Source organism: Curtobacterium sp. NPDC086286, assembly GCF_044746255.1.
Lineage (GTDB): Bacteria > Actinomycetota > Actinomycetes > Actinomycetales > Microbacteriaceae > Curtobacterium.
This window is the reverse complement of sequence record NZ_JBIVBW010000008.1, coordinates 149,069-173,906: the sequence shown is the minus strand read 5'-3', so window position 1 is coordinate 173,906 and position 24,838 is coordinate 149,069. Positions and strand designations below refer to the sequence as shown.

At 71.5% G+C, this 24,838-nt stretch carries 22 protein-coding genes and 1 tRNA gene; 9 read left to right on the top strand and 14 right to left on the bottom strand.

The window, feature by feature from the left end; translation table 11 throughout:
- Positions 1–126: 126 nt before the first annotated feature.
- The 3 genes from nadE to ACIPKM_RS15500 all read right to left on the bottom strand — a co-directional run bounded on the left by nadE (position 127) and on the right by ACIPKM_RS15500 (position 3,462).
- The gene (gene nadE, locus ACIPKM_RS15510; protein ID WP_139199207.1) at positions 127–954 is read right to left on the bottom strand and encodes an ammonia-dependent NAD(+) synthetase; all 828 of its coding nucleotides are present in this window, start codon (positions 952–954) and stop codon (positions 127–129) included.
- Between the two features lie 39 nt (positions 955–993).
- Positions 994–1,173 carry a hypothetical protein gene (locus tag ACIPKM_RS15505; RefSeq protein ID WP_070417835.1) on the bottom strand — a complete coding sequence of 60 codons (180 nt, stop codon included), beginning with the start codon at positions 1,171–1,173 and terminating at the stop codon, positions 994–996.
- Positions 1,174–1,365: 192 nt separating this feature from the next.
- Positions 1,366–3,462, bottom strand: a complete 2,097-nt coding sequence (locus ACIPKM_RS15500; protein ID WP_402737050.1) for a choice-of-anchor G family protein — start codon at positions 3,460–3,462, stop codon at positions 1,366–1,368.
- Positions 3,463–3,879: 417 nt separating this feature from the next.
- Here ACIPKM_RS15500 and ACIPKM_RS15495 point away from each other — a divergent pair, with 417 nt between their 5' ends.
- Both ACIPKM_RS15495 and ACIPKM_RS15490 read left to right on the top strand, forming a co-directional pair.
- Positions 3,880–4,323 (top strand): MarR family winged helix-turn-helix transcriptional regulator, encoded by a 444-nt coding sequence (locus ACIPKM_RS15495; protein ID WP_070417833.1) that lies wholly within the window; start codon positions 3,880–3,882, stop codon positions 4,321–4,323.
- Positions 4,324–4,464: 141 nt separating this feature from the next.
- Positions 4,465–5,898: an MATE family efflux transporter gene (locus tag ACIPKM_RS15490; RefSeq protein WP_261647368.1), complete on the top strand. Its 1,434-nt coding sequence runs from the start codon at positions 4,465–4,467 to the stop codon at positions 5,896–5,898.
- Positions 5,899–6,007: 109 nt separating this feature from the next.
- Here ACIPKM_RS15490 and ACIPKM_RS15485 read toward each other — a convergent pair whose 3' ends face one another.
- The gene (locus ACIPKM_RS15485) at positions 6,008–6,175 is read right to left on the bottom strand and encodes a hypothetical protein (RefSeq protein ID WP_402737049.1); all 168 of its coding nucleotides are present in this window, start codon (positions 6,173–6,175) and stop codon (positions 6,008–6,010) included.
- A 406-nt stretch (positions 6,176–6,581) separates the two neighbouring features.
- Here ACIPKM_RS15485 and ACIPKM_RS15480 point away from each other — a divergent pair, with 406 nt between their 5' ends.
- Positions 6,582–7,721, top strand: a complete 1,140-nt coding sequence (locus ACIPKM_RS15480) for an AI-2E family transporter (RefSeq protein ID WP_402737048.1) — start codon at positions 6,582–6,584, stop codon at positions 7,719–7,721.
- A gap of 260 nt (positions 7,722–7,981) precedes the next feature.
- Here the strand turns inward: ACIPKM_RS15480 and argG are convergent, their stop codons facing one another.
- The 7 genes from argG to ACIPKM_RS15445 all read right to left on the bottom strand — a co-directional run bounded on the left by argG (position 7,982) and on the right by ACIPKM_RS15445 (position 14,505).
- Positions 7,982–9,424, bottom strand: coding sequence for an argininosuccinate synthase (argG, locus tag ACIPKM_RS15475; protein ID WP_402737047.1), 1,443 nt, complete (start codon positions 9,422–9,424; stop codon positions 7,982–7,984).
- A gap of 137 nt (positions 9,425–9,561) precedes the next feature.
- Positions 9,562–9,636 (bottom strand) — tRNA-Arg (locus ACIPKM_RS15470).
- Positions 9,637–9,649: 13 nt separating this feature from the next.
- The gene (locus tag ACIPKM_RS15465) at positions 9,650–10,753 is read right to left on the bottom strand and encodes an epoxide hydrolase family protein (protein WP_402737046.1); all 1,104 of its coding nucleotides are present in this window, start codon (positions 10,751–10,753) and stop codon (positions 9,650–9,652) included.
- Between the two features lie 122 nt (positions 10,754–10,875).
- Positions 10,876–11,661: a lysostaphin resistance A-like protein gene (locus tag ACIPKM_RS15460; RefSeq protein ID WP_402737045.1), complete on the bottom strand. Its 786-nt coding sequence runs from the start codon at positions 11,659–11,661 to the stop codon at positions 10,876–10,878.
- 90 nt (positions 11,662–11,751) lie between these two features.
- Positions 11,752–12,246: an HNH endonuclease gene (locus ACIPKM_RS15455; RefSeq protein ID WP_070417828.1), complete on the bottom strand. Its 495-nt coding sequence runs from the start codon at positions 12,244–12,246 to the stop codon at positions 11,752–11,754.
- Positions 12,247–12,601: 355 nt separating this feature from the next.
- Complete coding sequence (locus ACIPKM_RS15450) at positions 12,602–13,537, bottom strand: C40 family peptidase (RefSeq protein ID WP_071294899.1); 936 nt, start codon at positions 13,535–13,537, stop codon at positions 12,602–12,604.
- 272 nt (positions 13,538–13,809) lie between these two features.
- Positions 13,810–14,505, bottom strand: coding sequence for a metal-dependent transcriptional regulator (locus tag ACIPKM_RS15445; RefSeq protein ID WP_022906596.1), 696 nt, complete (start codon positions 14,503–14,505; stop codon positions 13,810–13,812).
- Positions 14,506–14,691: 186 nt separating this feature from the next.
- On the opposite strand from ACIPKM_RS15445, the gene serC reads away from it, so the two are divergent.
- Positions 14,692–15,807 (top strand): phosphoserine transaminase, encoded by a 1,116-nt coding sequence (gene serC, locus ACIPKM_RS15440; RefSeq protein ID WP_071294898.1) that lies wholly within the window; start codon positions 14,692–14,694, stop codon positions 15,805–15,807.
- 81 nt (positions 15,808–15,888) lie between these two features.
- Here the strand turns inward: serC and ACIPKM_RS15435 are convergent, their stop codons facing one another.
- Positions 15,889–16,608, bottom strand: coding sequence for a DUF3027 domain-containing protein (locus ACIPKM_RS15435; RefSeq protein WP_402737044.1), 720 nt, complete (start codon positions 16,606–16,608; stop codon positions 15,889–15,891).
- Positions 16,608–16,985 carry a cold-shock protein gene (locus ACIPKM_RS15430; protein ID WP_022906598.1) on the bottom strand — a complete coding sequence of 126 codons (378 nt, stop codon included), beginning with the start codon at positions 16,983–16,985 and terminating at the stop codon, positions 16,608–16,610. Before ACIPKM_RS15430 ends, ACIPKM_RS15435 begins: the two co-directional genes overlap by 1 nt.
- Before the next feature lie 56 nt (positions 16,986–17,041).
- Between ACIPKM_RS15430 and ACIPKM_RS15425 the strand changes: the two genes are divergently transcribed.
- From ACIPKM_RS15425 to ACIPKM_RS15405, 5 genes are all read left to right on the top strand, one after another.
- On the top strand, positions 17,042–17,341 hold the full coding sequence (locus tag ACIPKM_RS15425) for a hypothetical protein (RefSeq protein WP_070417823.1): 300 nt from the start codon (positions 17,042–17,044) through the stop codon (positions 17,339–17,341).
- Positions 17,342–17,369: 28 nt separating this feature from the next.
- Entirely contained in the window at positions 17,370–19,130 is a 1,761-nt protein-coding gene (locus tag ACIPKM_RS15420) for a helicase-associated domain-containing protein (RefSeq protein ID WP_402737043.1), read from the top strand.
- 57 nt (positions 19,131–19,187) lie between these two features.
- Complete coding sequence (locus ACIPKM_RS15415) at positions 19,188–20,885, top strand: DNA repair helicase XPB (RefSeq protein WP_092385117.1); 1,698 nt, start codon at positions 19,188–19,190, stop codon at positions 20,883–20,885.
- Positions 20,886–20,936: 51 nt separating this feature from the next.
- Positions 20,937–21,632 (top strand): response regulator transcription factor, encoded by a 696-nt coding sequence (locus tag ACIPKM_RS15410; RefSeq protein WP_017888045.1) that lies wholly within the window; start codon positions 20,937–20,939, stop codon positions 21,630–21,632.
- Positions 21,633–21,712: 80 nt separating this feature from the next.
- Positions 21,713–23,422, top strand: coding sequence for a cell wall metabolism sensor histidine kinase WalK (locus ACIPKM_RS15405; protein ID WP_070417820.1), 1,710 nt, complete (start codon positions 21,713–21,715; stop codon positions 23,420–23,422).
- A 287-nt stretch (positions 23,423–23,709) separates the two neighbouring features.
- Here ACIPKM_RS15405 and ACIPKM_RS15400 read toward each other — a convergent pair whose 3' ends face one another.
- Positions 23,710–24,597 carry a hypothetical protein gene (locus ACIPKM_RS15400; protein ID WP_071294894.1) on the bottom strand — a complete coding sequence of 296 codons (888 nt, stop codon included), beginning with the start codon at positions 24,595–24,597 and terminating at the stop codon, positions 23,710–23,712.
- Positions 24,598–24,838: the final 241 nt, after the last annotated feature.

Below are 24,838 nucleotides of genomic sequence, written 5' to 3'. Positions count from 1 at the left end.
GCCCCCGCCTTGTCCCCCACTTGTTTGGGCGGGGGCCCCCGGGGGGGGGGGCGCCCCCCCCACCCCGGGGGGGGGGGGGGGGGCCCGCCCCCCCCCCCCGCCTCCTGGACGGGGTCGCGTCAGCGCCTACGCGCCCGCACGCCACCAGTCGTCGAAGGGCGTCGCCGGGACCTGGCGCTTGTGCTCCGTCGCCCGGTAGCGCGACTCGATCGCCTCGGCGACCTCGATCGGCACGTCGTGGCCCTGCAGGTACGCGTCGATCTCGGCGTACGACAGACCGAGGTTCGCCTCGTCCGTCTGGCCGGGCGTCTCGTCGAGCAGGTCGGCGGTGGGGGCCTTCTCGTACAGGCGGGCCGGGGCGCCGAGGTGCTCGAGCAGCTGCCGGCCCTGGCTCTTCGACAGCCCGGTGAGCGGGGTGAGGTCGACACCGCCGTCGCCGTACTTCGTGAAGAAGCCGGTCACGGCCTCGGCCGCGTGGTCGGTCCCGACGACGAGGAGCCCCCGCTGCCCGGCGACGGCGTACTGCGCGACCATCCGCATCCGGGCCTTGACGTTGCCCTTCACGAAGTCGCTCAGCTCCACCCCCGAGGCCGCGGTGTCCTGCACGACCCCGTCGACACCGTGCTCGATGTTCACGGTGATGCCCGGGTCGGCCGCGATGAACTGCAGCGCGAGCTGGGCGTCGTCTTCGTCGGCCTGCACGCGGTACGGCATGCGGACGGTGGTGAACTCGGCCGGGTGCCCCTCGGCGCGGAGCGACTCGACGGCGAGCTGGGTCAGGCGCCCGGCGAGCGTCGAGTCCTGGCCGCCGCTGATCGCGAGCAGGTAGCCCTTGGCGCCGGTGGTGAGCAGGTAGTCCCGGAGGAACCCGACGCGACGGGCGATCTCCTGCTCCGGGTCGATGGTCGGCTGGACGTTGAGGTCCGCTGCGATGGCGGCTTGGAGTTCACGCACCACCCCAGTATCCCGCTGCATCCGCCGCGTGCACAGGGTTCAGTGGACGCGATCCGCGCCGACCGGACGGATGGTGTTGTCGTGGTCGGCCCCGATCGCGCAGGTGCAGACGACGCCGATGGTCTCCTGCGCCCGGGTGAGGACGAAGCGTTCGACGTGCGGGGGCCCGACGTGGCGGTCGAGCGGGTGGGTGTCGTGGTCGTGCACGGTGGTCCTCACGTCGCGGTCGGAAGCGGTCGGAAGCGGTGGAAGCGGTGGATCGAGTCGGCCGGCAGGGAGGGGCCGGCCGGCGGACGAGGGGTGCCGGTGCGGTGGTGGCCCGAACCACCACCGCACCGGCGGGACCGCGGCGACCCGAACGCGCCGCGGTCCCGGAAGACGGGCGCCGGTACCCGCCGGCGCCCGTCCGGGTCAGGCTCGACGCATGCGCCGCGCGACGAGCGTGCCGCCGCCGGCCGCGAGGAGCAGCCCGGCGAGGAGCAGCAGCGGCAGGAGCTCGGCACCGGTGTAGGCGAGGCTCCCGGCACCCGTGCCGTTGCCGACCGCACCGGCACCGGCACCGCCCGCGCCGCCTGCGCCGCCGGGGCCGCCTGCGCCTCCGGGGGTCCCCGGCGTACCGGGCGTACCCGGCGTACCCGGCGTACCCGGGTCGGTCGGGTCGACCGGTGCTGCTGCGACCGCGAAGGTCACCGCGGCGGGGTCGCTCACGAGGGTGCCGATCGTCTCGACCGCCTCGGCCTCGTGGTCACCGACGGCGACCCCGGGGAACGTGACCGTCCACGTGCCGTCTTCGCCCGCGACGGTCGACTGCGTGCCCTCGTCGTCACCGTCGAGCGTGACGTCGACGTCGGCGCCCGGCTCCGCGGTGCCCGTGACCGGCACCGAGGTGGTGTCGTCGTCCGCGGGGACCGTGTAGTCCGTCCCGTCCTCGGGCGAGGTGATGGCGATGCCCGCGAACGGGTCCGCCTGCACGGTCGCCGTCGCGAGGTCGACGGTCGCCAGGTCCGCCGCCGGCAGGAGCTGCACGCGGACGGCCCGGACCGTGGTGGCCCCGGTGTCGTCGGCGGTCGGCTCGGTGAACGCCGGGGCGGTCTGCGAGTTGATCGTGACGGAGACGAGCTGGTTCACGACGTCGAGCAGCGGGTCGAGCGCCGTGACGGTCGACGTGATGGTGGTGAGCAGGGTCTGCACGGTGTCCGCCACGAAGTCCCCGCCGAGCACGTCACCGAGGATGCCGGTCAGCGCCGGGACGATGGTCGAGCCGAGCAGCGGCTGCAGCAGCGGGTCGAGCGTGCCGAGCACCGGGCCGAGGATCCCGTCGCCGGTGACCGTGAGCGTGGCGCCGTCACCGGTGCCGAGCAGGTCCCCGACGGTGGTGTCGACCGTGAGGGTCAGCCCCGCCACGTCGGCTCCGAGCAGGTCGACGCCGGTGTCCACGACGAGCTGCACGTCGGCGACGTCCAGGGCGTTCGTGAGCGTCGTGGTGAGGAGTGCCGGCAGCTGCTCGGTCAGGATGTCCGAGATCGCGCCGGTGATCTGCGCGTTGATCGTCGCGTCGTCGAGCAGCGTGGTGTTCGCCGGCAGGTCGTTCAGCGTGTAGAGCTGCGCGAGGTCGATCGTGACCACGCCCGAGGACAGGTCGATCGTGACCGGTCCGTCGGTGAGCGGCTGCTGCGTCACGGTGGCGAGCGCACCCTGCAGGTCCACGTCGGCGGTGAGCTGGGCGGTGGTGTCGTCGAGGGTCAGGACCCCGAGCCCGAGGGTGTTCACGGCGTCGGTCACCGGGTCGAGCAGCGCCGCGGTGAGGTCGGTGGTGAGACCGTCCTCGCCGATCGCCGCGTTCACGGTGTCGTCGGTGGTGCCGAGCGTCGTGTCCAGCGACGTCACGAGCTGCTGGACGGCGGGGCTGACGAGCCGGACCTGCGCGCCGGCGACCTGGTAGTCGGTGGTGACGTCCGGAGCGCCGAACGTGCGCGTCGCCTCGGCCCGGGCGGACAGGGCGCCGAGCCCGACCGAGAGCTCGCTCACGACGCCGTCGACGTCGAGGTCGCCGAGCAGCGGGGTGAGGTTCACGGTGGCGCCGGTGCCGGGGGTGCCCGGACCGACCTGGATCGCGCCGTCCGCGCCGACGGCTCCGGCGGCCGCGACCGCCGAGGTGGTGTCCGTGCTCGCGACCTGGCCGGCGACGCCGACGTTCACGAGACCGTTCTGGCCGAGCAGCTGGATGCCCCCGGGGACGTTGATCCCGATGCTGTTCAGCACCGAGAGGTCGAGCGGGTCGGACTGCCCGGCGGTCGCCCCGCCGGGAGCGGTCGCGCCGAAGGACCCGGCGAGCGCCGCGACGCTGTCGAGGTCGACGGAGCCGCTGCCGGAGAGCAGACGGCCCTCGGCCTGGGTCGCGTCGGTCGCAGCGGCGTGTGCGGGGAGGGCTGCTCCCCCGATGATCACGGCCGCGACGGTGGCCGTGGCGCCCGCGCGGAGCGCGAAGCGTGTTGCAGTGCGTGGCATGGTGCCTCTTCCTCCAGGCGGAGGTCGTCCGCCTGCTGATCCATCCCCCGCTGGTGGGGCGGGAGATCCGACGGGCGCGCTGGTGGGGCGGCCCGGAGTCACGTGTGCGCGTCGTGCTGCGCGCGGGCGCGGCTATCCGGGGTGATCACCCCCGGCGAGGCGGGGAGCGGTGCAGGCAGCGTCCACGGACGGGCGCATCGATCGTGCGCGCATCGTTCGTCCTCGTGCCATGTCCTGATCCCCCCGGGTGGGCTCGGCGGCGTCGTCGAGCTGAGGATGAGCGGTTGGTGAGACCGCGTTTCCTGTGCAATCTACAAGGTGGGTCCCCCGTCGTGGCGATACCCCCGTTCGGGGCACGCCGTGAACGGATCAGTTCGAGTGTTGACAGTTAGAGGTCGAACGGTTAGCGTTCTGAAGATGACGCAGCAGGCACCCCGGTTCGACACGCCCCTCCAGCAGATGCGCTGGATCGGGTGGGCGCAGCGCAAGGCGGCCGAGGAGTGGGTCCGCGAACGCGACCTCACCCAGGAGCAGAGCTTCGTGCTCGGGTACCTGCAGCACACGCCCGGCGCGATCCAGCGCGACATCGCCGACATCACCCGGACGAGTGCGGCCAGCGTCTCGAGTCTCCTGCAGGGACTCGAGCGCCGCGGGCTCGTCGAACGCCGGGCGGACGCCGAGAACGCCCGGACGAAACGGGTCTTCGCCACCGACGAGGGGATCGCCCTCATCGCCGGCTTCGAGGACGCCATGATCGCCCTCGACGACGTCCTGCTCGCGCCGCTCGACGCCCACGAGCGCGCCACCCTGCAGGAGCTCCTGCACAAGGTGACCGCGGAACTGCCGGAACCCACCCGGTGACCTGACCCGCGCCTCCAGGCCCGTCCAGGAGGCGCGACCCACCCCCCACGCGTCGGCACCCGCCGATCGCGTCATCAGTCATGCCCTGCGGCGCCGACCGACGGTCGGCGCGCGCTCCGCCCTGCCCAGAAGGAGGCAGCCATGAGCACCACAGCACCCGACACCGCCGCGGCGAAGAACCGCTGGTACCTGTCGGCCGCACCGATCGGCCGCGCGCTCGTCCACCTGTGCGTCCCGATGGCCGCCGCGATGGTCGTCAGCGCCGTCTACAACGTCATCAACGCCGGCTTCATCGGATCGCAGCACGACACCTCGCTGCTCGCCGCGATCACGTTCGGCACCCCGCTCCTCGGCATCATCATGGCCGTCGGCGGCGTGTTCGGCGTCGGTGGCAGTGCCCTCATGTCGCGCATGCTCGGGGCCTCGGAACACGATCCCGCCAAGGCCGAGGACATCAAGCGCGTCGCCTCCTTCGCCCTCTGGGGAGCCGTCGTCACCGGTGTGGTCCTCGCCGTGCTCGGCCTGGTGTTCCTGCACCCGCTCGTCGCCGTGCTCGGTGCCGACGCCGCCGCGGTGCCCGCCACGAGCGCGTACGTCTCGGTCATGCTCGCGTTCGTGCCGGTGCTCGCCGCGTCGTTCGCGCTGGAGCAGATCGTCCGGTCCGAGGGGGCGGCACGGCAGGCCATGGTCGGGCTCGTCCTGTCGACCGTCGGCAACCTCGTGTTCGACGTGCTCTTCATCCTCGTGCTGCACTGGGGCGTCGCCGGTGCCGCACTCGCCGTCGGCCTCGGCAACGTCGTGGCGATCGGCTACTGGATCGTCTGGCTCCAGCGGAACAGCGCGAACGTGAGCTTCGCACCGAAGTGGTTCACGCTGCGGGCGGACATCCTCAAGCCGGTGTTCGGTATCGGCTCGAGCGAATTGCTGCAGTCCGGGTTCCTCATCGTGACGACCCTCGTGCTGAACAACCTCGCGGCCGCCTACGGAGACGACCCGCTCGCGGCGATGGGCGTCGCCGTCCGCATCGCCCAGGTCCCGGAGTTCCTCGTGATGGGCGTGACCATCGGCGTGCTGCCGCTGCTCGCCTACGCCTTCGGCAAGGGCGACGCGGTTCGGCTCCGAGCCGCACTCCGCGGTGCCGCGTTCACCGTCGGGACGATCGTCCTGCTGTTCTCCGGCACGGTGTTCGTCTTCCGCGAGCAGGTCTTCACGGTCTTCTCCGGCGACCACTCGGTGCTCGCGATCGGCCTGACCATCCTCACGGCGCAGCTCGTCGCCACGATCGTGAACGGGTTCACCGGGCTGCTGACCTCGCTGTTCCAGGCCACCGGGATGGTGTTGCCGGCCATGGTGCTGTCGATGGCGCAGGGCGTGCTGTTCATCCCGATCGTGATCGTCGGGAACCTGTGGTTCGGGCTCGCCGGGATCATCTGGGCACTGACCGTGACCGAGGTGCTCGTGTTCGTCGCGGCGCTGGTGCTCTGGCTCGCGTCGCGCGGGCGGATCGCCCGCGGCCTCGCCGAGGGCTCGCCGGAGCGGGCGGACGCCACGCTCGAGGAGGCGGCGGCGGTCTGACGGGACGCCACGACGGACGGGAGGCGCGGTGCCGGCTGGCACCGCGCCTCCCGTCCGTCAGGTGGCCGCGACAGCTCGTCGCTGGCCGGCCGGCTCGTCGGCGGTCAGTTCAGAGCTGCTCGCCGAGGAAGTCCGCGTAGGACGGCTCGTCCCACGTCGGCCCGACCGCGCGGAGCGTCTCGTCCGCGCCACCGAGGCGCGCGGCGAGCAGGCCGGCGATGTCCTCGGGCGAGCGCATGCCGTGGCGGTGCCAGTCCTCCTGGCGGCGGGCGTTCACGCGAGCACCAGCTCGACGACGGACACGGCCAGCGGGCCGAGGGGGGTGCGGGGTGACCCGACGAACAGTTCGGCGGGGTGCGAGAACACATGGACAGTGGCGGTCACGTCGACCAGCCCTTCGTCGGAGTGATGCGCACTCCGGATCCGATCGGACCGTCCCGTTGCGCCAGACCCCGCAGACCGCGGGGAGCATCAAAGGCGACGGAACCCTGAGTCGGTCCGATGTTCACCAGCGTACTGTCGCGCGACCGTCGGCACGAGAACCGTCCGGAACGCGCACCGGGCGTCCGCCGCCACGTCCTCATCGGATCTCGGACGACGCCGAGCCGTGACCGACGCCGCCCCGGCCGGATCGCCGTCGCCCCGGTACGGTGGGCGGGCACACCCGTACCCCGAGGAGCCCCATGCCCCTGTTCGGCACCCCGCAGCCCCCGCACCCCGACGCACCGCCGAGCCAGGTGGCGAAGCAGTGGTCCGACTCGTTCGGCGCTCTGGCCACCCGCTGCCTGCAGATCATCGTCGTGCTCGTCGTCGTGATCGGCATCGTCTACGCCGCCGCCACGCTCAGCGTCGTCACGATCCCGGTGCTGCTCGCCCTCATCATCGCGTCGGCGATGCACCCCGTCGTGTCCTGGCTGCGGCGGCACCGGGTGCCGTCCGTCCTCGCGACCCTCGCCGTCCTGATCGGCGTGCTCGTCGTGCTCGGCCTCGTCGGCTGGCTCATCGTCGTGGCCGTCATCTCGCAGTGGCCCGACCTGCAGAAGTCGGCCCTGAGCGGGTTCGACCAGCTCCAGGACTTCGCGTCGACGCTGCCGATCTCGATCGACCAGTCGCAGATCGACGATGCCGTGAAGGGCATCCAGGACTTCGTCACCAGCTCGCAGTTCGGTTCCGGCGCGCTCGCGGGGGCATCGGCCACGGCGAACTTCCTCACCGGTCTCGTGCTGATGATCGTGGTGCTGTTCTTCTTCCTCAAGGACGGTCCGGCCATCTGGGAGTTCCTCCTCCGTCCCTTCACCGGTGCCCGCTACGACCGTGCTCGCCGGGTGGGTGACCGGGTCGTGCAGACGCTCGGCGGCTACGTCCGCGGGACCGCCACCGTCGCCGCGGTGGACGCCATCGGCATCGGCGTCGGCATCACGATCGTCGGGGTGCCGCTCGCACTGCCCCTCGCCGTCGTCGTGTTCATCACGGCGTTCATCCCGATCGTCGGTGCGACGGCGGCCGGCGTCCTCGCCGCCCTCGTCGCCCTCGTCGCGCTCGGCCCCGTCCAGGCGCTGATCGTCGTCGGCATCGTCGTCCTCGTGAACCAGCTCGAGGGCAACCTGCTGCAGCCCGTCCTGATGGGCAAGACGCTCAAGCTGCACGGCCTCGTCATCCTGATCGGCCTGACCGCCGGCACGGTGCTCGCGGGCATCACCGGCGCGATCATCTCGGTGCCGCTGCTCGCCGCCGCGTGGGGCGTCGTGCAGGTGTGGGACGGGCCCGACAAGCCGGCGCGCCCGTGGCGGCAGAAGCGCGTGGAGTCCGCCGAGGCGCGCTGACGCGAGCGGCGGCGGTCGGGGCGTCCGTGCCGTCTGTGCCGCAGCCCCGGAACGACAACGTCGATGTCGTACGACGTCGACCATGTCGTTCCCCCGCGGCCGCAACAGTTGCACACGCCCGGCAGCGACGTCGTCGATGTCGTACGACGTCGACAATGTCGTTCGACCCCCGCCCGTCCGCCGGCCGAGGCGCAGCACAGCACGACGAAGGGGGCCTCCGCACGTGGCGGAGGCCCCCTTCGTCGTGCTGCAGACCGGCGTCAGTCGGTGCCGGAGTCGAACGCCGCACCCTCGGACGCGAGATCCGTCGCACGACCGAGCGCGTCATCGGCATCCGAGGTGACGACCGCGCCGCCGAGGATCTCCTCCGACTCACCCGACTCGAGCTCGCCGACGAGGTCGCCCGTCGCCCCGCCGATGAGCCCGGCGGCGGCGTACTGCTCGAGGCGTGCCCGCGAGTCGGCGATGTCGAGGTTGCGCATGGTCAGCTGGCCGATGCGGTCGTCCGGGCCGAACGCAGCGTCGCCGACACGCTCCATCGAGAGCTTGTCCGGGTGGTACGACAGCGCCGGGCCCGTGGTGTCGAGGATCGTGTAGTCGTCGCCGCGACGCAGGCGCAGCGTGACCTCTCCGGTGACGGCCGAGGCGACCCAGCGCTGCAGCGACTCACGCAGCATGAGGGACTGCGGGTCGAGCCAGCGACCCTCGTACATGAGGCGACCGAGACGGCGACCCTCGGTGTGGTACGACGCGACGGTGTCCTCGTTGTGGATCGCGTTGAGCAGGCGCTCGTAGGCGATGTGCAGCAGTGCCATGCCCGGCGCCTCGTAGATGCCGCGGCTCTTCGCCTCGATGATGCGGTTCTCGATCTGGTCGGACGCGCCGAGGCCGTGGCGGCCGCCGATCGCGTTCGCCTCGTAGACGAGCGCCACGGCGTCGGCGTACTCGACACCGTTGATCGCGACGGGGCGACCGGCCTCGAAGCGGACGCTCACGACCTCGGTGGCGACCTCGACTTCGTCACGCCAGGCGGCGACGCCCATGATCGGCTCGACGATGTCCAGGCCGCTCGAGAGCTCCTCGAGGCTCTTCGCCTCGTGCGTGGCGCCCCAGATGTTCGCGTCGGTCGAGTAGGCCTTCTCGGTGGAGTCGCGGTACGGGAAGCCCCGGGCGACGAGCCACTCGCTCATCTCCTTGCGGCCGCCGAGCTCCTCGACGAACTCGGAGTCGAGCCACGGCTTGTAGACGCGCAGCCGCGGGTTCGCCATCAGGCCGTAGCGGTAGAACCGCTCGATGTCGTTGCCCTTGTACGTGGAGCCGTCGCCCCAGATGTCGACGCCGTCCTCCTTCATGGCGCGGACGAGCATCGTGCCCGTCACGGCGCGACCGAGGGGCGTCGTGTTGAAGTAGGTCTTGCCGCCGGAGCGGATGTGGAAGGCACCGGTCTGCAGGGCGACGAGGCCCTCTTCCACGAGGGCGCTCTTCGCGTCGACGAGTCGGGCGATCTCGGCACCGTACTCGTGGGCACGACCGGGGACGGCGTCGATGTCCGGCTCGTCGTACTGGCCGATGTCGGCCGTGTACGTGCAGGGCACCGCTCCCTTCTCGCGCATCCAGGCGACCGCGCAGGAGGTGTCGAGACCTCCGGAGAACGCGATGCCGACTCGTTCGCCGACGGGGAGACTGCTCAGGACCTTGGACACGACGTCAATCGTACGGGGAGTCCAGCCGGTACATCGACGCGAGAAGTGCCCCTGGCCGGCGCCGCAGGGACTCGAACCCCTGCGACCTGCTGGTGCCCCTGGCCGGCGCTGCAGGGACTCGAACCCCTGCGACCTGCTGGTGCCCCTGGAGGGACTCGAACCCCCAACCGTTTCCTTAGGACGGAACTGCTCTTCCATTGAGCTACAGAGGCTGGCCCACCCACTCTAGCGGCGGAACGGCTCCAGGAAGGCCCGGAGCTCGTCGACGAACAGCCCCGGCTGCTCGAACGCCGCGAAGTGCCCGCCCCGGTCGAGTTCGTGGTGGTACACGAGATTCGTCGTCCGCTCGAGCCACTCCTTCGGCGCCCGCACGAGGTCCCCCGGGAAGATCGAGAACCCGGACGGCACCTCGACCCGACGCTCGAGCTGCGCTGCAGGAACCGCAGCGTTCACGTGGTACATCCGCATCGCCGACCCGATCGTCGCCGTCGCCCAGTACTCGGTGAGCAACGCCAGGACCTCGTCCCGCGTGTACACCGACCAGAGGTCCCCGCCGCAGTCGCTCCACGAGCGGAGCTTCTCGACGATCCACGCCGCGAGCCCGGCCGGGGAGTCGTTCAGGCCGACCGCCGCGGTCTGCGGCTTGGTCCGGTGCATCATCGCGTAGGCGCCTTCGTCGGTACGCCACCGCTCGGTCTCGGCGACGAAGGCACGCTCCGCCTCGGACAGCGTCGACGGGTCGAGCCCGGGCCAGGCGAGCCCGCCGTCGATCCGGTGCACGGCGACGACCCGCTCGGGGTGGTCGAGCGCGAGGTACCGCACGACGTGCGTGCCGATGTCCCCGCCGGACACCGCGAACCGCTCGTACCCGAGGTCGGTCATCAGCGTCGCCCACATCCCGGCGACCGCCCGTGCGTCGATCGGCTGCGGCGGTGCGTCGGAGAACCCGTAACCGGGCATGTCCGGCACGATCACGTCGAACCCGGCGTCGACGAGCATCGGCAGCACCTTGCGGTACCGCCACCCGGAGTCCGGCCAGCCGTGCGCGAGCAGCACGGGCAGCGCACCCGGCGTCGCCGCGCGGGCGTGCAGCACGTGGATGCCGATGCCGTCCACCTCGACCCGGCGGGACGGCAGTGCGGCGAGCGCCGCCCGGTGCGCGTCGAAGTCGAACCCGTCCGCCCAGTACTCGACGAGCGGGCGCAGCTCGTCGACGTCGATGCCGAGCGACCACCCGGTCCCGGCGGGCGCGTCCGGCCAGCGGGTCGCGCGTAGGCGCGCACGCAGGTCGTCGATCGTCGCGTCGTCGATCTCGGGGGTCTCCGCCATGGCGGCACGCTACGCCCGCCCACCGACAGCCGGTCGCCACAGCCGACACGGTCCTGGTCAGGCACAGTGACGGACAGGAGGCGCGGTGCGGGCCCGACCCGCGCCTCCCGTCCGTCACGGTGTCAGGCGGCGATCCGCCGGCTGCGGTCGCTCCCTCGGAACGTCGCCCACACCACGGCCAGCGCCGCGACGCCGATCACCCACTCCAGGACGCCGACGAGGCTCGTCATCGGCGACACCTCGCCGTGCTGCGCCGAGAAGGCGGAGAAGTCCCACAGCGCGTGCAGCACCATCGGCCAGACCAGGCTGCCGGTCGTCCGCCGGAGGACGTAGAACGCGGTGCCGACCAGGAACGTGTTGACGACCTGGGCGAGCGTCGGGCCGAGGGCCTGCCCGGCGAAGAAGTTGAGCGAGTGCATCGCCGCGAACGCCGCCGTGCTGAGGAACCAGACCATCGGCTCGGCGAACCGGCTGCGCAGTGCGGTGAGCAGGAGGCCTCGGGTCGTGAGCTCCTCGGTGAACCCGACCAGCAGCAGCGCGATCGACGCCGCGAGGAACGGCCCGTCGAAGGCCGCCCAGTCGGTGATGGTCAGCCCGAGCACGGCCAGGAGCGCCAACGCGATCGGCACGGTGATCGGCCACCGGTGTCGACTCGGGTGCTCGTCGGACAGGGCCGGCCGCCACCAGCCGAGCAGCGTGGTCGTGACGGCCAGCAGGACGGACGCGACGATGAGCGAGAGCCCCGCGCCGAAGAAGAGGTCGTGTCCGTTCCGGCTCAGGTCGGTGTACGGCACCCCGCCGAGTCGTTGGACGGTGAAGACGACGACCATGTAGCCGAGCCAGATCGCGAAGCCGATCCAGACCCGGGGGCGGACGCGGAGGTGTGACGGAGTTCCCTGGTGCTCCATGCCTCGAGCATGGCACGGTGACGGACGGGAGTCGCGGGTGGGGGCCGACCCGCGCCTCCAGTCCGTCACGACGTCAGCCGCGCGGTACCGCTACGCGGCCACCAGGTACTCGTCCCACTCGGACTGCGGACGCTCGATGCCCCGGACCACCCACGAGGAGCCGTGCGGCGCCTTCGGGCGGAAGCGGAGCCGCCACCCCATCTCCTGCGGGGTGCGGTCGCCCTTGGTGTTGTTGCACGCCAGGCAGCAGGCGACGAGGTTCTCCCACGAGTCCTCGCCCCCGCGCGAGCGAGGCTGCACGTGGTCGATCGTGGTGGCGTGCCGATCGCAGTACGCGCACCGGTTGGCGTCCCGGCGGAGGACGCCCCGGCGCGACACCGGCACGAGTCTCGAATGCGGGATGCGGACGTACCGGGTGAGGATGATGACGGACGGACGGTCGTAGGTCGACGTCGACCCCGTGACCGGGTGGTCGAGGTCGGCGGCGACGATGGCGGCCTTCTGGTTCATGACCAGCACGAGGGCCCGACGGAACGAGATCACCGCGAGGGGCTCGTAACCGGCGTTGAGGACGAGAGTGCGCATGGGTTCCCTTCCGACGTGCCTGGACGGCTTCCAGGCTGTGCGGGTGCGTCGGACCGGGGTACCGCGCAGGTGACCTCCGCTCGCGCGAACGGCCCCTGAACCACGAAGAGCACCACCCGGATGGGCAGTGCTCACGTCATGCAGGGGCGTGCTCGTGCACGCAGGCGGTGGTCGACCATATGTCGACGTGCGCGCGCCGACCCATGGTGCGGGTCGTGCGGAACGCTGACATGGGGTCTCCCTGCTCGGACCGTTCGGGCCGGTGCACGGTCAGGGTACGTCAGAAACCGGCCCGGCACGAGAGTGCACGGGCCGGTTCCGGCGATGTTCACGGGATCGATGCCCGCAGTCTGCGTCAGATGCCGAAGCGGACGATGTGGTAGTCGCTGGTCCAGATCGGACGGATCGACACGGAGCCACCGGGCTTCGGCGCGTCCATGATCATGCCGTTGCCCATGTAGAAGCCGTCGTGCGCCTCGTTGTTGAAGATGACGACGTCACCCGGCTGCGCCTCGGACTCGGGGATCGTGGTGCCGGCCTGGTCCTGCAGCGGCACGGAGTGCGCGAGGTTGATGCCGTACTGCGCGTACACGAACATGACGTAGCCCGAGCAGTCGAAGCCCGACGGGTCCGCGCCGCCGAAGACGTACGGGGTGCCGATGTACTGCTTGGCGGTGGCGACCACGGCCGGCAGCGAGAACGGGGTGTTCGCGGCGGTCGACGAGGCGACGTAGTCGGAGGCGCTCGGCCCCGTGTACGACGCGTACTGCGAGGCGGTCTGCGCACGCGCGGCCTGGGTGGCCGCGGCCTGCTCGGACGCCTGCTTCGCCGCGGCGTCGGCGGCCTTCTGCGCTGCCTCGGCGTCGAGCGTGGACTGCGCCGTCGCACCGTAGCCGTCGCGGCTCGTGCCGGCAAGGGCGACCGCGTCGGAGACGGAGAAGTTCTGGGCCTCGGTCGTGCGGACCTGGCGCTGCGCGGTCGCGGCGTCCGTCCCGGTCGACTGCTGCGTCGCGGCGAACGCCGGGGCGACCGCGACGGTGCCGAACATGCCCGCGGCCACGGTCAGGACGACCGGCGCGAGGAAGCGGCGCTTGCGGGCCGACGAGCTCGCCTTGGTGGAGGCGGCGGTACGCGCGGCCTGGGCGGCACGACGGCCGCCGGGGAGCGGAGCGTCGCGCACCGGGGTGACGGCGCGGGCTGCTCGGCGCGAGAGGGGGGCGTCGGTGGCGTTCGCGGTGTTCGTCGGGTTCGCGGGCGTCTGGTCGTCCGCGGCGGAACCGGTCTGCGTCAAGGGTGTCTCCGGCGTCTCGTCACCACTGCCAGCGGGGGTGATCGCCGACCGTGCAACCCCATCCGTTCGTCATCGTTTCCGATCGAGACAGGAGACGGGTTCGAGACGTCCTGTCACGGGTCCTGGGCCTCGTGGGTGGCCGGCGGACTCGTCGAGTGTACGTGCCGACCGTTACCTTGTCGAGATGAAACCGCCGCTTTGTAACGAATCGGTAAAGAAGCCCTGATCAGGCCGCAGAAACACGCCTCGCCCCAGTTTCGGGGGCAGACGGGTCAGGAGCGCTCGATGTAGACGTGCTGCGCGACCTCGGTCGGGAGCTCGATGCCCGCGTCCTCGCCGTCGACACGCACGGCGACGTAGGCCCCTGCGCGCTGCACGCTCGCGACCCGGCCGGGCATGACACCGGCGGACCGCAGCTGGTGGAGGAGCTCCGGTTCGAACTGCACGGGCTCGCCCAGGCGGCGGATGACCCCGGTCGCGACGGCGTCGGTGCCCTCGGTCGCGGCGACGATGTTCTGCACGCCGTCGAGGAAGCCGGGGGCGGCCGGGCCGCCGATCTCGGCGAGGCCCGGGATCGGGTTGCCGTACGGCGACTCGGTCGGGTTGCCGAGCATCTCGAGCAGACGGACCTCGACCTGCTCGCTCATCACGTGCTCCCAGCGGCATGCCTCGTCGTGGACGAACGCCCAGTCGAGACCGATGACGTCGGAGAGCAGGCGCTCGGCGAGCCGGTGCTTGCGCATCACGTGCGTCGCGCGCGAGCGTCCTTCGTCGGTGAGTTCGAGGTGCCGGTCGCCCGAGACGACGACGAGTCCGTCGCGCTCCATGCGGGCGATGGTCTGCGAGACGGTGGGACCCGAGTGGCCGAGGCGCTCCGAGATGCGGGCGCGCAGCGGCACGATCGCCTCTTCCTCGAGGTCGAGGATGGTGCGAAGGTACATCTCCGTGGTGTCGACGAGATCGGTCACGGTCCGCCTCTCATGTCTGGGCCCAGCGCGCCCCACCCTACTTGTTCGAGGCGACATGGAATGACCAACACTTGCAAGGTGCAAGAAAGTCCGTGCGCGATGCGGCCAGGAGGCGCGGCCTCGGCCCGCCCCGTCCGGCCGGTACACGGTCACTCGCGCTGGGATACCGCTCGTTAGGATCGGTGCATGGCAGACATCGTCATCCCCGCCGAACTCCTCCCGACCGATGGCCGATTCGGCTGCGGACCGTCCAAGATCCGTGGCGCGCAGCTCGAGTCCCTCGTGACCCGCGGCGCGACGATCCTCGGCACGTCCCACCGCCAGAAGCCCGTCAAGGACCTCGTGGGCAGCGTCCGCGCCGGCCTCGGCGACCTGTTCGACCTCCCCGAAGGCTACGAGGTCGTCCTCGGCAACGGCGGCTCGACCGCGTTCTGGGACGCCGCCGCGTTCGGGCTGATCGAGCGCCGGGCCGAGAACCTGTCCTTCGGCGAGTTCGGCTCGAAGTTCGCCAAGGCCGCCGGCGCCCCCTGGCTCGAGGCGCCGCACGTGGTCGAGGCCCCCGGCGGATCCCTCGCCCCGCTCGAGATCGTCGAGGGCGTGGACGTCTACGCCTACCCGCACAACGAGACCTCGACGGGTGTCATGGCGCCGGTCGTCCGCGCCGCCGGGGACGCCGGCGCCCTCACCGTCGTCGACGCCACGAGCGCCGCCGGTGGTGCCGCGTTCGACGTCAGCGCGACGGACGTCTACTACTTCGCCCCGCAGAAGAACTTCGCCTCGGACGGTGGCCTCTGGCTCGCGCTGTTCTCCCCCGCGGCGATCGAGCGTGTCGAGCGCATCGCCGCGAGCGGCCGGTACATCCCCGAGTTCCTCTCGCTCAAGAACGCCGTCGACAACTCGCGGCTGAACCAGACGCTGAACACCCCGGCGCTCGCGACCCTGATCCTCCTCGACGACCAGGTCCGCTGGATCAACGAGTCCGGCGGCCTCGCCTGGGCCGACACCCGCACGAAGACCTCGTCGTCGACGCTCTACGACTGGGCGGAGTCGGTCGACTACGCGACGCCGTTCGTGACCGACCCCGCAGCCCGGTCGCAGGTCGTCGCCACGATCGACCTCGACGACTCGATCGACGCCAAGGCCGTCGCCGCGACGCTGCGCCAGAACGGGATCGTCGACACGGAGCCGTACCGGAAGCTCGGCCGCAACCAGCTCCGCATCGCGACCTTCACGGCGATCGACCCGGACGACGTCGCGAAGCTCGTGCAGGCGATCGACTTCACGGTGAACGCCCTGCGCTGACGCGGTTCGTCCTCATGACAGGAGGCGCGGTGCCAGCTGGCACCGCGCCTCCTGTCCGTCCGGGGACCGGTCGAGCACCCGTCAGGCGCGGTGGTGGTCCGGGTCGACCTCGCCGGCGTCCAGCCGGTCGACCTCGAGGTCGGCGTCCGGGTCGACCGGGCGCACCCGCTGGGTGCGACGGCGGCCCCGGGCCGGCTCGGCCGGCTCGGCCGGTGCGTCCTGCCGGTCGGTGTCGTCGTCGTCCGAGTCGTCGGTGTGGTCCTCGGACCCGTCCAGCTCGTCGACGTCCACACCGTCGATGTCGTCGTCGTCCGGCTCGTCGAGGTCGTCCTCGTCGGCGTCGAAGTCGTCTTCGTCGTCCGCTTCGTCGTCGTCGGACTCGTCGTCGTCCGAGTCGTCGTAGTCGGCGTCCTCGTCCGCGTCGTCCTCGTCGCCGTCGAAGTCCTCGTCGTCGTGCTCGCCCTCGGCACCGTCGGTGTCCTGGCCGGCCCGGTACTCGGCGAGCCGCTCGGACCACGGCACCCAGTCGGGCGCCAGCAGCGAGCCGTCACCGGGCATGAGCTCGACCTCGAGCACGGTCGGCTCGTCACCGGACACCTGGGCGATGGACACGGTCCAGCGCCAGCCGGGGTACCCGGCCATGCGGTTGGCGAACAGCACCGAGACGACGCCGTCGCCCTCGTCGACGGTCCCGGCGAACGCGCCGACGGTCGACTCGGGGGTCACCTCGAGCAGCGCCGTGCGGGCGAGCGCGGTGAGGTCCTCGGAAGGGGCAGGAGCAACAGGGGAGGTATCGGTCATCACGCGTCCAACTGGTCAGCGACGTGCCGCAGGATCGCAGCGATTCGGGTGCCGTTCTTCGGGTACCGGCCGTGCCGGAAGTCCCCGCTGATCCGGTCGAGCTCCTTCACGAGGTCCTCGACGATCACGGCCATGTCGTCCGCCGATCGTCGCGACATCTTCGCGAGGGACGGCTGCGGGTCGAGGAGCCGCACGGACAGCGCCTGCGACCCCTTCTTCCCCTGGACGACGCCGTACTCGAGCCGCGAACCGGCCTTCACCGACGTGACGCCGTCGGGGAGCGAGGACGCGTGCAGGAAGACGGGTTCGCCGTCGTCGCCGGTGATGAACCCGAACCCCTTCTGGTCGTCGTAGAACTTGACCTTGCCGGTGGGCATTCGTCGGTCTCCTCGTGATCGTGGAACGGCCGTGGTGCGTCGGATATCCTGGGTCGATGGCCAACCCGACCCGGTCCACCGGGAACACGCAGGACTCCGCGGAACCCCCGGTGACGTTCAATCGTACCGAACGCGCCCTCGCGTTCATGGTCGGCGGGATCTTCATCGCCGCCTTCCTCTGCATGGCCGCCATGATCGTGATGTGGCTGACGGTCCCCAGCGCCCAGGGATCGATGCCCTGGCCCGTGATCATGGCGATCCCGCTGGTCGGCTTCCCGATCGGCATGGTGCTCGTGTTCACCCTCCTCGGCATCACCTGGACCCGTCGGGCCCGAGCGAACCGGACGGCGCGCTGAGGACCGCGTCGGACGAGCGCGGCGGACGATGACGACCACCGCAGACCTCGCCGCCCGGCTCCGGGCGATGCCGGACGACGCCCTCGAACGGCTCGTCGTGGCGCGCCGGCTCCCCGCGGCGGTCCTCGCCGAGACCGGCCCGCTGCGCATCTCGGACTTCTTCGACCTCGCCGAGGCGCTCCGCACCGACGACGCGGTCGACGCCGCGATCGAGCACCTACCCCGTCGGACGCTGCTCGCGCTGCGTGACGGCGCGGGCTCCGCGGACGACCTCGCCCCGGCGGTCGCGCTCGGTCTGGCGGACGAGGACGGCGGCGTCGACGACGCGGTGTCGGCCCGGCTGGCCGCCCACGACGAGATCGCCGGTCTCCCAGGAGGCGCGGATCACCCCCGCCCCGTCGCTCCGGTGGACGAGACGGGCGACGACGAGCGCGCCCGGACGACCGGCGCGGAGCACGCCTTCGCGACGATGACCGTGCTCGCCGAACTCCTCCGGGCGGTGTCCGAGGGCGCGGTGCGCGAGCTCGTGAAGGGCGGCATCGGCACCCCGCTCGCGAAGACGCTCGGCGAGCGCGCCGGCGCGGACCCCGTCGTGGTCCCCGGCCGCCTGGCGCTGCTCGAACGGATCGGGTTCGCGGACACGGGCAACGGGACGTGGGCGACCACGGCGGCGGGCGACGCCTGGCTCGTCGCGAGCTGGCCGGACCGCTGGTCGACGCTGGTGTCGGCATGGCGGAACGCACTCGACCCCGCCGTCCGGAGCGTGCTCGACGTGGCCGGCGACGACCTGCGCGACCTCGTGTCGGCCGGCCGGTGGGCGTACCCGGCGGGCTCGCGCTGGCTCGACGTGGTGCTGCTCGACGTCGCGGGCACGGCGGCCGCACTCGGGCTCACGGTCGACGGCCGCGTGACGAGCACCGGCCGTGCACTGCTGGTCGGGGACCCGGCCCCCGCTGCGGAGGACCTCCCCCGCACGGTCGACGCCGTGTACCTGCAGCACGACCTCACGGTCATCGCACCGGGACCGCTCGCGCCGGTCGACGACGCCGCGCTCCGGACCGTCGCCGTGCTCGAGGCGCCGGGCCTCGCCGCCCGGTACCGCATCTCCGAGGACTCGCTCCGCCGCGCGTTCCGGGCCGGCCACACCCGGCAGGACGTCGTCGCGCTGCTGGAACGGCTGTCCGCGACGGGCCTGCCGCAGCCGCTCTTCTACCTCGTCGACCAGGTGTCCTCGCGGGACGGCAGCATCGTGGTCGACGTCGGCGCCGACGGGGTCGGCGCCCGCGTGCACGGCACGCCGGACCAGCTCGACCTCATCGGGGTGGACGCCGAGCTCCGGCAGCTGGCGTGGGAGCGCAGCGACCTGACCACCCTGCTGACCCGCTACCCGCCGCACGTCGTCCACACGGCGCTCGAGGACCAGCGCTACCCGGCCGTCCTGACGGCCGCAGCCCGCCCGGCGACGGGATCCGTTCCTCCAGGCCGTCGACGCACCACCGGACGCAACCCGGAGCAGGCGGCGCACGCACTCGTGGAACGGCTCCGCGTCACCACCGAGCGCGGCGAGGCCGAGCCCGAGCAGGAGTGGCTGGGGCGGCAGATCGACCTGGCCGTCCGAGGACGCACGCCGATCCGCCTGACGGTGCGCATGCCGGACGGCTCCGAGCGGCCGTTCTCGATCGTGCCGACCTCGGTCGCCGCCGGACGCGTGCGGGGACGCGACACGGCCGTCGACGTCGAGCGGACGCTCCCGCTCTCCCTCGTGGTGGCTGTGGAGAGCGACGCCTGATCCACAGGTGAGCCGATCCGCGCTGGTTCGCAGCCGAGCGGCCTAGGCTGATCCGTCATGAACGGACCGCTGATCGTGCAGAGCGACCGCACCGTGCTCCTCGAGGTGGCGCACCCCGACGCCGAGGACGCACGGCACGACCTCGCGGTGTTCGCCGAGCTCGAACGCGCGCCGGAACACGTGCACACGTACCGCATCACCCGGCTCGGCCTGTGGAACGCGCGGGCGGCCGGGCACGACGCCGAGAGCATGATCCACACGCTCGAGCACTTCGCGAAGTTCCCCGTCCCGCAGAGCGTCACGGTGGACATCCGCGACACCGTGGCACGGTACGGCCGACTCGTCATCCGGCGCGAAGAGCGTCCGGACGCGCCGGCGATCGCGAACTCCCCGGCCGAAGAGCTCGAGCGCCAGCCGGTCCTGCTCCTCACCGCGTCCGAGCCCACGGTCCTCGCCGAGGTCATCCGCTCGAAGCGGATCAAGCCGCTGCTGGGCGACATGCGCTCCCCGGAAGAGGTCGAGCTGCTCCCGTGGGCACGCGGGCAGATCAAGCAGGAGCTCGTGAAGCTCGGCTGGCCGGCCGAAGACCTCGCCGGGTACACGCCCGGGCAGCCGCACCCGATCGACCTCGACACCGACGACTGGCACCTGCGTCCCTACCAGGAACAGGCGGTCGACACGTTCTTCGCGCAGGGCTCCGGCGTCGTCGTGCTGCCCTGTGGTGCCGGCAAGACGCTCGTGGGCGCCGGGGCGATGGCGACGGTCAAGGCGACGACGCTCATCCTCGTGACGAACACCGTCTCGGCCCGGCAGTGGCGATCCGAGCTGCTGCGCCGGACCACCCTCACCGAGGACGAGATCGGCGAGTACTCGGGCAGCGTGAAGGAGATCCGTCCGGTCACGATCGCGACGTACCAGATCCTCACCGCCCGTCGGAAGGGCGAGTACACGCACCTGTCGCTCCTCGACGCCCTCGACTGGGGACTCATCGTCTACGACGAGGTGCACCTGCTGCCGGCGCCGGTGTTCAAGCTCACCGCCGACCTCCAGGCCCGGCGGCGGCTCGGGCTCACGGCGACCCTCGTGCGCGAGGACGGGCGCGAGGGCGACGTCTTCTCGCTCATCGGGCCGAAGCGCTACGACGCCCCGTGGAAGGAGATCGAGGCGCAGGGGTACATCTCCCCCGCCGCCTGCTACGAGGTGCGCATCGACCTGCCGCACCAGGACCGCCTCGAGTACGCGGCGTCCAGCGACGACGAGCGGTACCGGCTCGCGGCGACCTCGCCGGCGAAGACCCCGGTGGTGCGCGAGCTCATCGAGAAGCACCGCGGCGAGCAGATCCTCGTGATCGGGCAGTACATCGACCAGCTCGACTCGCTCGCCGAGTCCCTGGACGCCGCCGAGATCACCGGTTCGACCCCCGTCGACGAGCGGGAGCGGCTCTACCAGGCCTTCCGCGAGGGGTCGATCGACGTGCTCGTCGTCTCGAAGGTCGCGAACTTCTCGGTCGACCTGCCCGACGCGACGGTGGCGATCCAGGTGTCCGGCTCGTTCGGATCCCGCCAGGAAGAGGCCCAGCGACTCGGCCGACTCCTCCGCCCGAACAAGGACGGGCTGCCCGCGTCGTTCTACACGCTCGTGACGCGGGACACCGTCGACCAGGACTTCGCGCAGAACCGGCAGCGGTTCCTCGCGGAGCAGGGGTACTCCTACACGATCCTCGACGCCGACCAGGTCCAGGCGGTCGTGGGCTGACGCACCAACCGCTCTCAGGAAACCACTAGGGAACGGTCAGAAGATAGGACCATGAGCGATGGCCCCAAGATCCTGATCGTCGACGACGAGCCGAACATCCGCGACCTCCTGACGACCTCGCTGCGTTTCGCCGGCTTCGCCGTGCGCGCGGTGGGCAACGGAGCACAGGCGATCTCCGCCGTGCTCGAGGAAGAGCCGGACCTGATCATCCTCGACGTCATGCTGCCCGACATGAACGGCTTCGGCGTCACCAAGCGCCTGCGGTCGTCGGGCTACACCTCCCCGATCCTGTTCCTCACCGCCAAGGACGACACCGAGGACAAGATCACCGGTCTCACCGTCGGCGGCGACGACTACGTCACGAAGCCGTTCTCCCTCGACGAGATCGTCGCCCGCATCAAGGCGATCCTCCGTCGCACGATGAACGACGAGGAAGACGCGATCATCCGCGCCGGCGAGCTCACGATGGACCAGGACACGCACGAGGTCACGATCGGCGACGCGCAGATCGAGCTCTCCCCGACCGAGTTCAAGCTGCTCCGCTACCTCATGCTCAACCCGAACCGCGTGCTGTCGAAGGCGCAGATCCTCGACCACGTGTGGGAGTACGACTTCAACGGCGACGCCGGCATCGTCGAGTCCTACATCTCCTACCTGCGCCGCAAGCTCGACCAGTACTCGGCCGAGCCGATCATCCAGACCAAGCGCGGGTTCGGCTACATGCTCAAGGCGTCCAAGGCCTCGTAGGTCTCCCGGATCCCTCGGGGTTCGTCTTCACGGCGGTCGTCCGGTTTCACCGGGCGACCGCTGTCTATCGTTGGGGCAGCATGCACACGCGAATGAGCCGCTGGTGGGACGGGATCTCCCTGCGCACCAAGATCACCGGGATCACGGTGCTCCTGGTGGCGCTCGGACTGCTCGTCGCGGGGCTCGGCACGATGACGGTGCTGTCGACGTACCTCATGGCCCAGCTGGACAACAACGTCCGTCAGACGACGGAACAGCTCGAGGGTCAGAACATCAGCGACGGCGAGCAGTACTGCAAGCTCTCCGTCGTCCTCTCGCAGAGCGCGTACGTCGCCGCGTACGACTCCGCCGGCAAGCAGATCTGCCAGACCCCGGCGTCGAGCCGCCCCGACATCCACGAGCTCGACTTCTCCTCCGCGGCGCAGACCAGTTCGCGCTTCTCGCTGTACGACAGCCAGCACAACCACGAGTGGCGTGCGCAGGTCATCCCGGCATCGCTGCAGGACCAGTCGACCGGCACCACGCAGGCCGGGTACGTCCTGGTCGCGGTGTCGAGCGCCGACACCGACCAGACCGTCCTGCGATTCACCGCCATCTTCCTGAGCTTCGGTGCCTCGGTGATCCTGCTCGGCGCCATGCTCACGCGGCTCCTCGTGACGGCGACGTTCGACCCCCTGCGCGACGTCGAGGACACCGCTGCCCGGTTCGCCGCCGGTGACTTCAACCAGCGCCTCGAAGCCGACACCCCCAACACCGAGGTCGGTCGACTGAACCGGTCCCTCAACTCCATGCTCGAGCGCATCGACTCCGCGTTCGAGGACCGGCAGCGCACCATCGACCAGATGCGTCGGTTCGTCGGGGACGCCTCCCACGAGCTCCGCACGCCCCTCGTGTCGCTCCGCGGGTACGCCGAGCTCTACCGGATGGGCGCGCTCCGCAAGGAAGAGGACGTCGCCCAGGCGATGGAGCGCATCGAGAAGGAAGCCCAGCGCATGGGCCTCCTCGTGCAGGACCTGCTGCAGCTCGCCCGCATCGACGAGTCGAAGCCGCTCGAGCTCGGCCCGGTCGACCTCGTCGCCATCGCCCGTGACTCCGCGCTCGACACGATGGCGTCGAACCCCGACCGCGAGATCCAGGTGCTCGTCGAGGACTCGGTGACCGGCGAGAGCGTGCCGCACGCGGTCCGTCCGGCGTCAGCACCCGCCTCGGCCCCCGGTTCCGGCGACGGGCCCCCGGCATCGCCGACGTCCGCGAACACGACCGGCCCCATCGCGTTCTCGCGCCAGACGATCGCGCGACTCCGCGCCCGCCGCACCCGCGCGATGGGTGTCGACGGCACGGCCGCCCCCACCGACGAGACCACCCCGCTGCCCACCGTCGTGCTGCCGAAGCGGCCGCCGATCGTCCTGGCGGAGGAGAACAAGATCCGCCAGATCGTGACGAACCTCATGGGCAACGCCATGCGCTTCACGGAGCACGACGACCCGATCGAGATCGGCATCGGCGTGGACGACGAGCGCGGGATGGCGCACATCGACGTGATCGACCACGGCGAGGGCATCCCGCCGCAGCTGCGCGACAAGATCTTCCAGCGCTTCTGGCGCGCCGACACCTCGCGCGCACGGGACACCGGCGGCTCGGGCCTCGGGCTCGCGATCGTCTCGGGCATCGTCGCGGCGCACCACGGTTCGGTCGAGGTGTTCGACACCGAGGGCGGCGGCGCGACCTTCCGCGTGTGGCTCCCCCTGCTCCCCCGCGACTACGCCGCCCCCGCGCCCGCCGGCGCGTGACGCCCGCGGGCGTGCCGCCCGCCCGCCCGCCGGCCCGCTAGCCCGCCCGCCCCCGGGCCCCCGCACGCCCGCCCGCTGGCCCGAGGTCGCAATACCTGCCGCCCACCCACGCGCTCGGCGGCAATTCGTGCGACCCGGACGCCCCACGCGCGGCAGGTCGCGCGACCTCGCGACGAACCCGCCAGCACACGCCGAGGTCGCAATACCTGCCGCCCACCCACGGGCCGGGCGGCAGTTCGTGCGACCCGGGCACCTCACCTGCGGCATGTCGCGCGACCTCGACCAGGTCATGCCCGTGGTCGAGCCGACGATCGCGCGACGAACGCCTGACGAAGCCGCTCGAAGAGGACCGCAGGACGGTCGACGTCTCCTCGATTCGCGTGGAGGACGAGCCATCCCTCCACGGTCATGGAGTTGTCCCGGCGCTGATCGTGCTCGAACGTCGCACGCTCGCGGTGGTGGTCCCCGTCGTACTCCAGTGCGATCCGGAGCTCCGGCCAGCCCATGTCCACTCGCGCCAGGAACCGCCCTGCACGGTCGAACACCTCGATCTGGAGTTCCGGTTCAGGGAACCCCGCGTCCACGACCGCAAGACGCAGCCACGTCTCCATCGCTGACTCAGCCCCGACGCGGATGAGCTTGACGGCCGCACGTGCAACGGCGACGGAGCGCTGCCCGGGAAGGATCGTGGCGGCCAGGGCGTCGACCGTCGTCCGGTCTGGCCGTCCGACGAGGAAGTCTCCGACCGCCACGAGCTGTCGGACGCTCAGCAGCCCAGCGCACTCGCGCCACGCATGTTCCGGCCCGCTGACTCGTACGCCGGCCCGCAGCACCACGGCCGCCGCGGATCGACGTCGGTGTCCGACGACACCGGGCCGACGCATGAGCGGGCCGGCGCCGATCGTCGTGACGTGCAGGCTGCCCTCGAACTGGCGCGGGAGCGGAGCACCCCAGAGCTCGACAGCGGTCGTGTGACTGAAGTGTTGATCTGGGCGCATCACGAGTGCGAGCGCGGCGACGGGCGACATCAATGCATCTGCCGACCGGACGCCGTGCACCGGGCGGGCGAGGTCCCGCCGGCGGAGTCGACCCGGATCAACCCCGGCCGCGAGTGCGTCGCAGACCCGGAAGCCGTTCGGATCGAGTTCGTCGGGGAGCGGAGACGGCCGGGCCATGGCGAGAGTGTGGCGGTGCGGTGCGAGCCGCGACCATCCTTCGAGCCGAACTGTGGAGAACGTGACGACCCGCGCCTCCTGTGCGGTGTGCGCTGGTCGCACAACACGCCGTGGGCGGGACGGTGAGGTCGCACGAACTGCCGCCCGTCGCGCTCTCGAGCGGCAGTTCGTGCGACCTCGGCGCCCGCCCCCCCCCCCCCCCCCCCCGGGGGGGGGGGGGGGGGGGGGCGCCCCCCCCCCG

Excerpts from the sequence above, each read along its gene's own strand:
- ACIPKM_RS15500 (WP_402737050.1), bottom strand. The coding sequence starts at position 3,462 with ATGCCACGCACTGCAACACGCTTCGCGCTCCGCGCGGGCGCCACGGCC.
- ACIPKM_RS15495 (WP_070417833.1), top strand. The coding sequence starts at position 3,880 with ATGACGCAGCAGGCACCCCGGTTCGACACGCCCCTCCAGCAGATGCGC.
- ACIPKM_RS15490 (WP_261647368.1), top strand. The coding sequence starts at position 4,465 with ATGAGCACCACAGCACCCGACACCGCCGCGGCGAAGAACCGCTGGTAC.
- ACIPKM_RS15480 (WP_402737048.1), top strand. The coding sequence starts at position 6,582 with ATGCCCCTGTTCGGCACCCCGCAGCCCCCGCACCCCGACGCACCGCCG.
- ACIPKM_RS15465 (WP_402737046.1), bottom strand. The coding sequence starts at position 10,753 with ATGGCGGAGACCCCCGAGATCGACGACGCGACGATCGACGACCTGCGT.
- ACIPKM_RS15460 (WP_402737045.1), bottom strand. The coding sequence starts at position 11,661 with ATGGAGCACCAGGGAACTCCGTCACACCTCCGCGTCCGCCCCCGGGTC.
- ACIPKM_RS15455 (WP_070417828.1), bottom strand. The coding sequence starts at position 12,246 with ATGCGCACTCTCGTCCTCAACGCCGGTTACGAGCCCCTCGCGGTGATC.
- serC (WP_071294898.1), top strand. The coding sequence starts at position 14,692 with ATGGCAGACATCGTCATCCCCGCCGAACTCCTCCCGACCGATGGCCGA.
- ACIPKM_RS15435 (WP_402737044.1), bottom strand. The coding sequence starts at position 16,608 with ATGACCGATACCTCCCCTGTTGCTCCTGCCCCTTCCGAGGACCTCACC.
- ACIPKM_RS15430 (WP_022906598.1), bottom strand. The coding sequence starts at position 16,985 with ATGCCCACCGGCAAGGTCAAGTTCTACGACGACCAGAAGGGGTTCGGG.
- ACIPKM_RS15425 (WP_070417823.1), top strand. The coding sequence starts at position 17,042 with ATGGCCAACCCGACCCGGTCCACCGGGAACACGCAGGACTCCGCGGAA.
- ACIPKM_RS15420 (WP_402737043.1), top strand. The coding sequence starts at position 17,370 with ATGACGACCACCGCAGACCTCGCCGCCCGGCTCCGGGCGATGCCGGAC.
- ACIPKM_RS15415 (WP_092385117.1), top strand. The coding sequence starts at position 19,188 with ATGAACGGACCGCTGATCGTGCAGAGCGACCGCACCGTGCTCCTCGAG.
- ACIPKM_RS15410 (WP_017888045.1), top strand. The coding sequence starts at position 20,937 with ATGAGCGATGGCCCCAAGATCCTGATCGTCGACGACGAGCCGAACATC.
- ACIPKM_RS15405 (WP_070417820.1), top strand. The coding sequence starts at position 21,713 with ATGCACACGCGAATGAGCCGCTGGTGGGACGGGATCTCCCTGCGCACC.
- ACIPKM_RS15400 (WP_071294894.1), bottom strand. The coding sequence starts at position 24,597 with ATGGCCCGGCCGTCTCCGCTCCCCGACGAACTCGATCCGAACGGCTTC.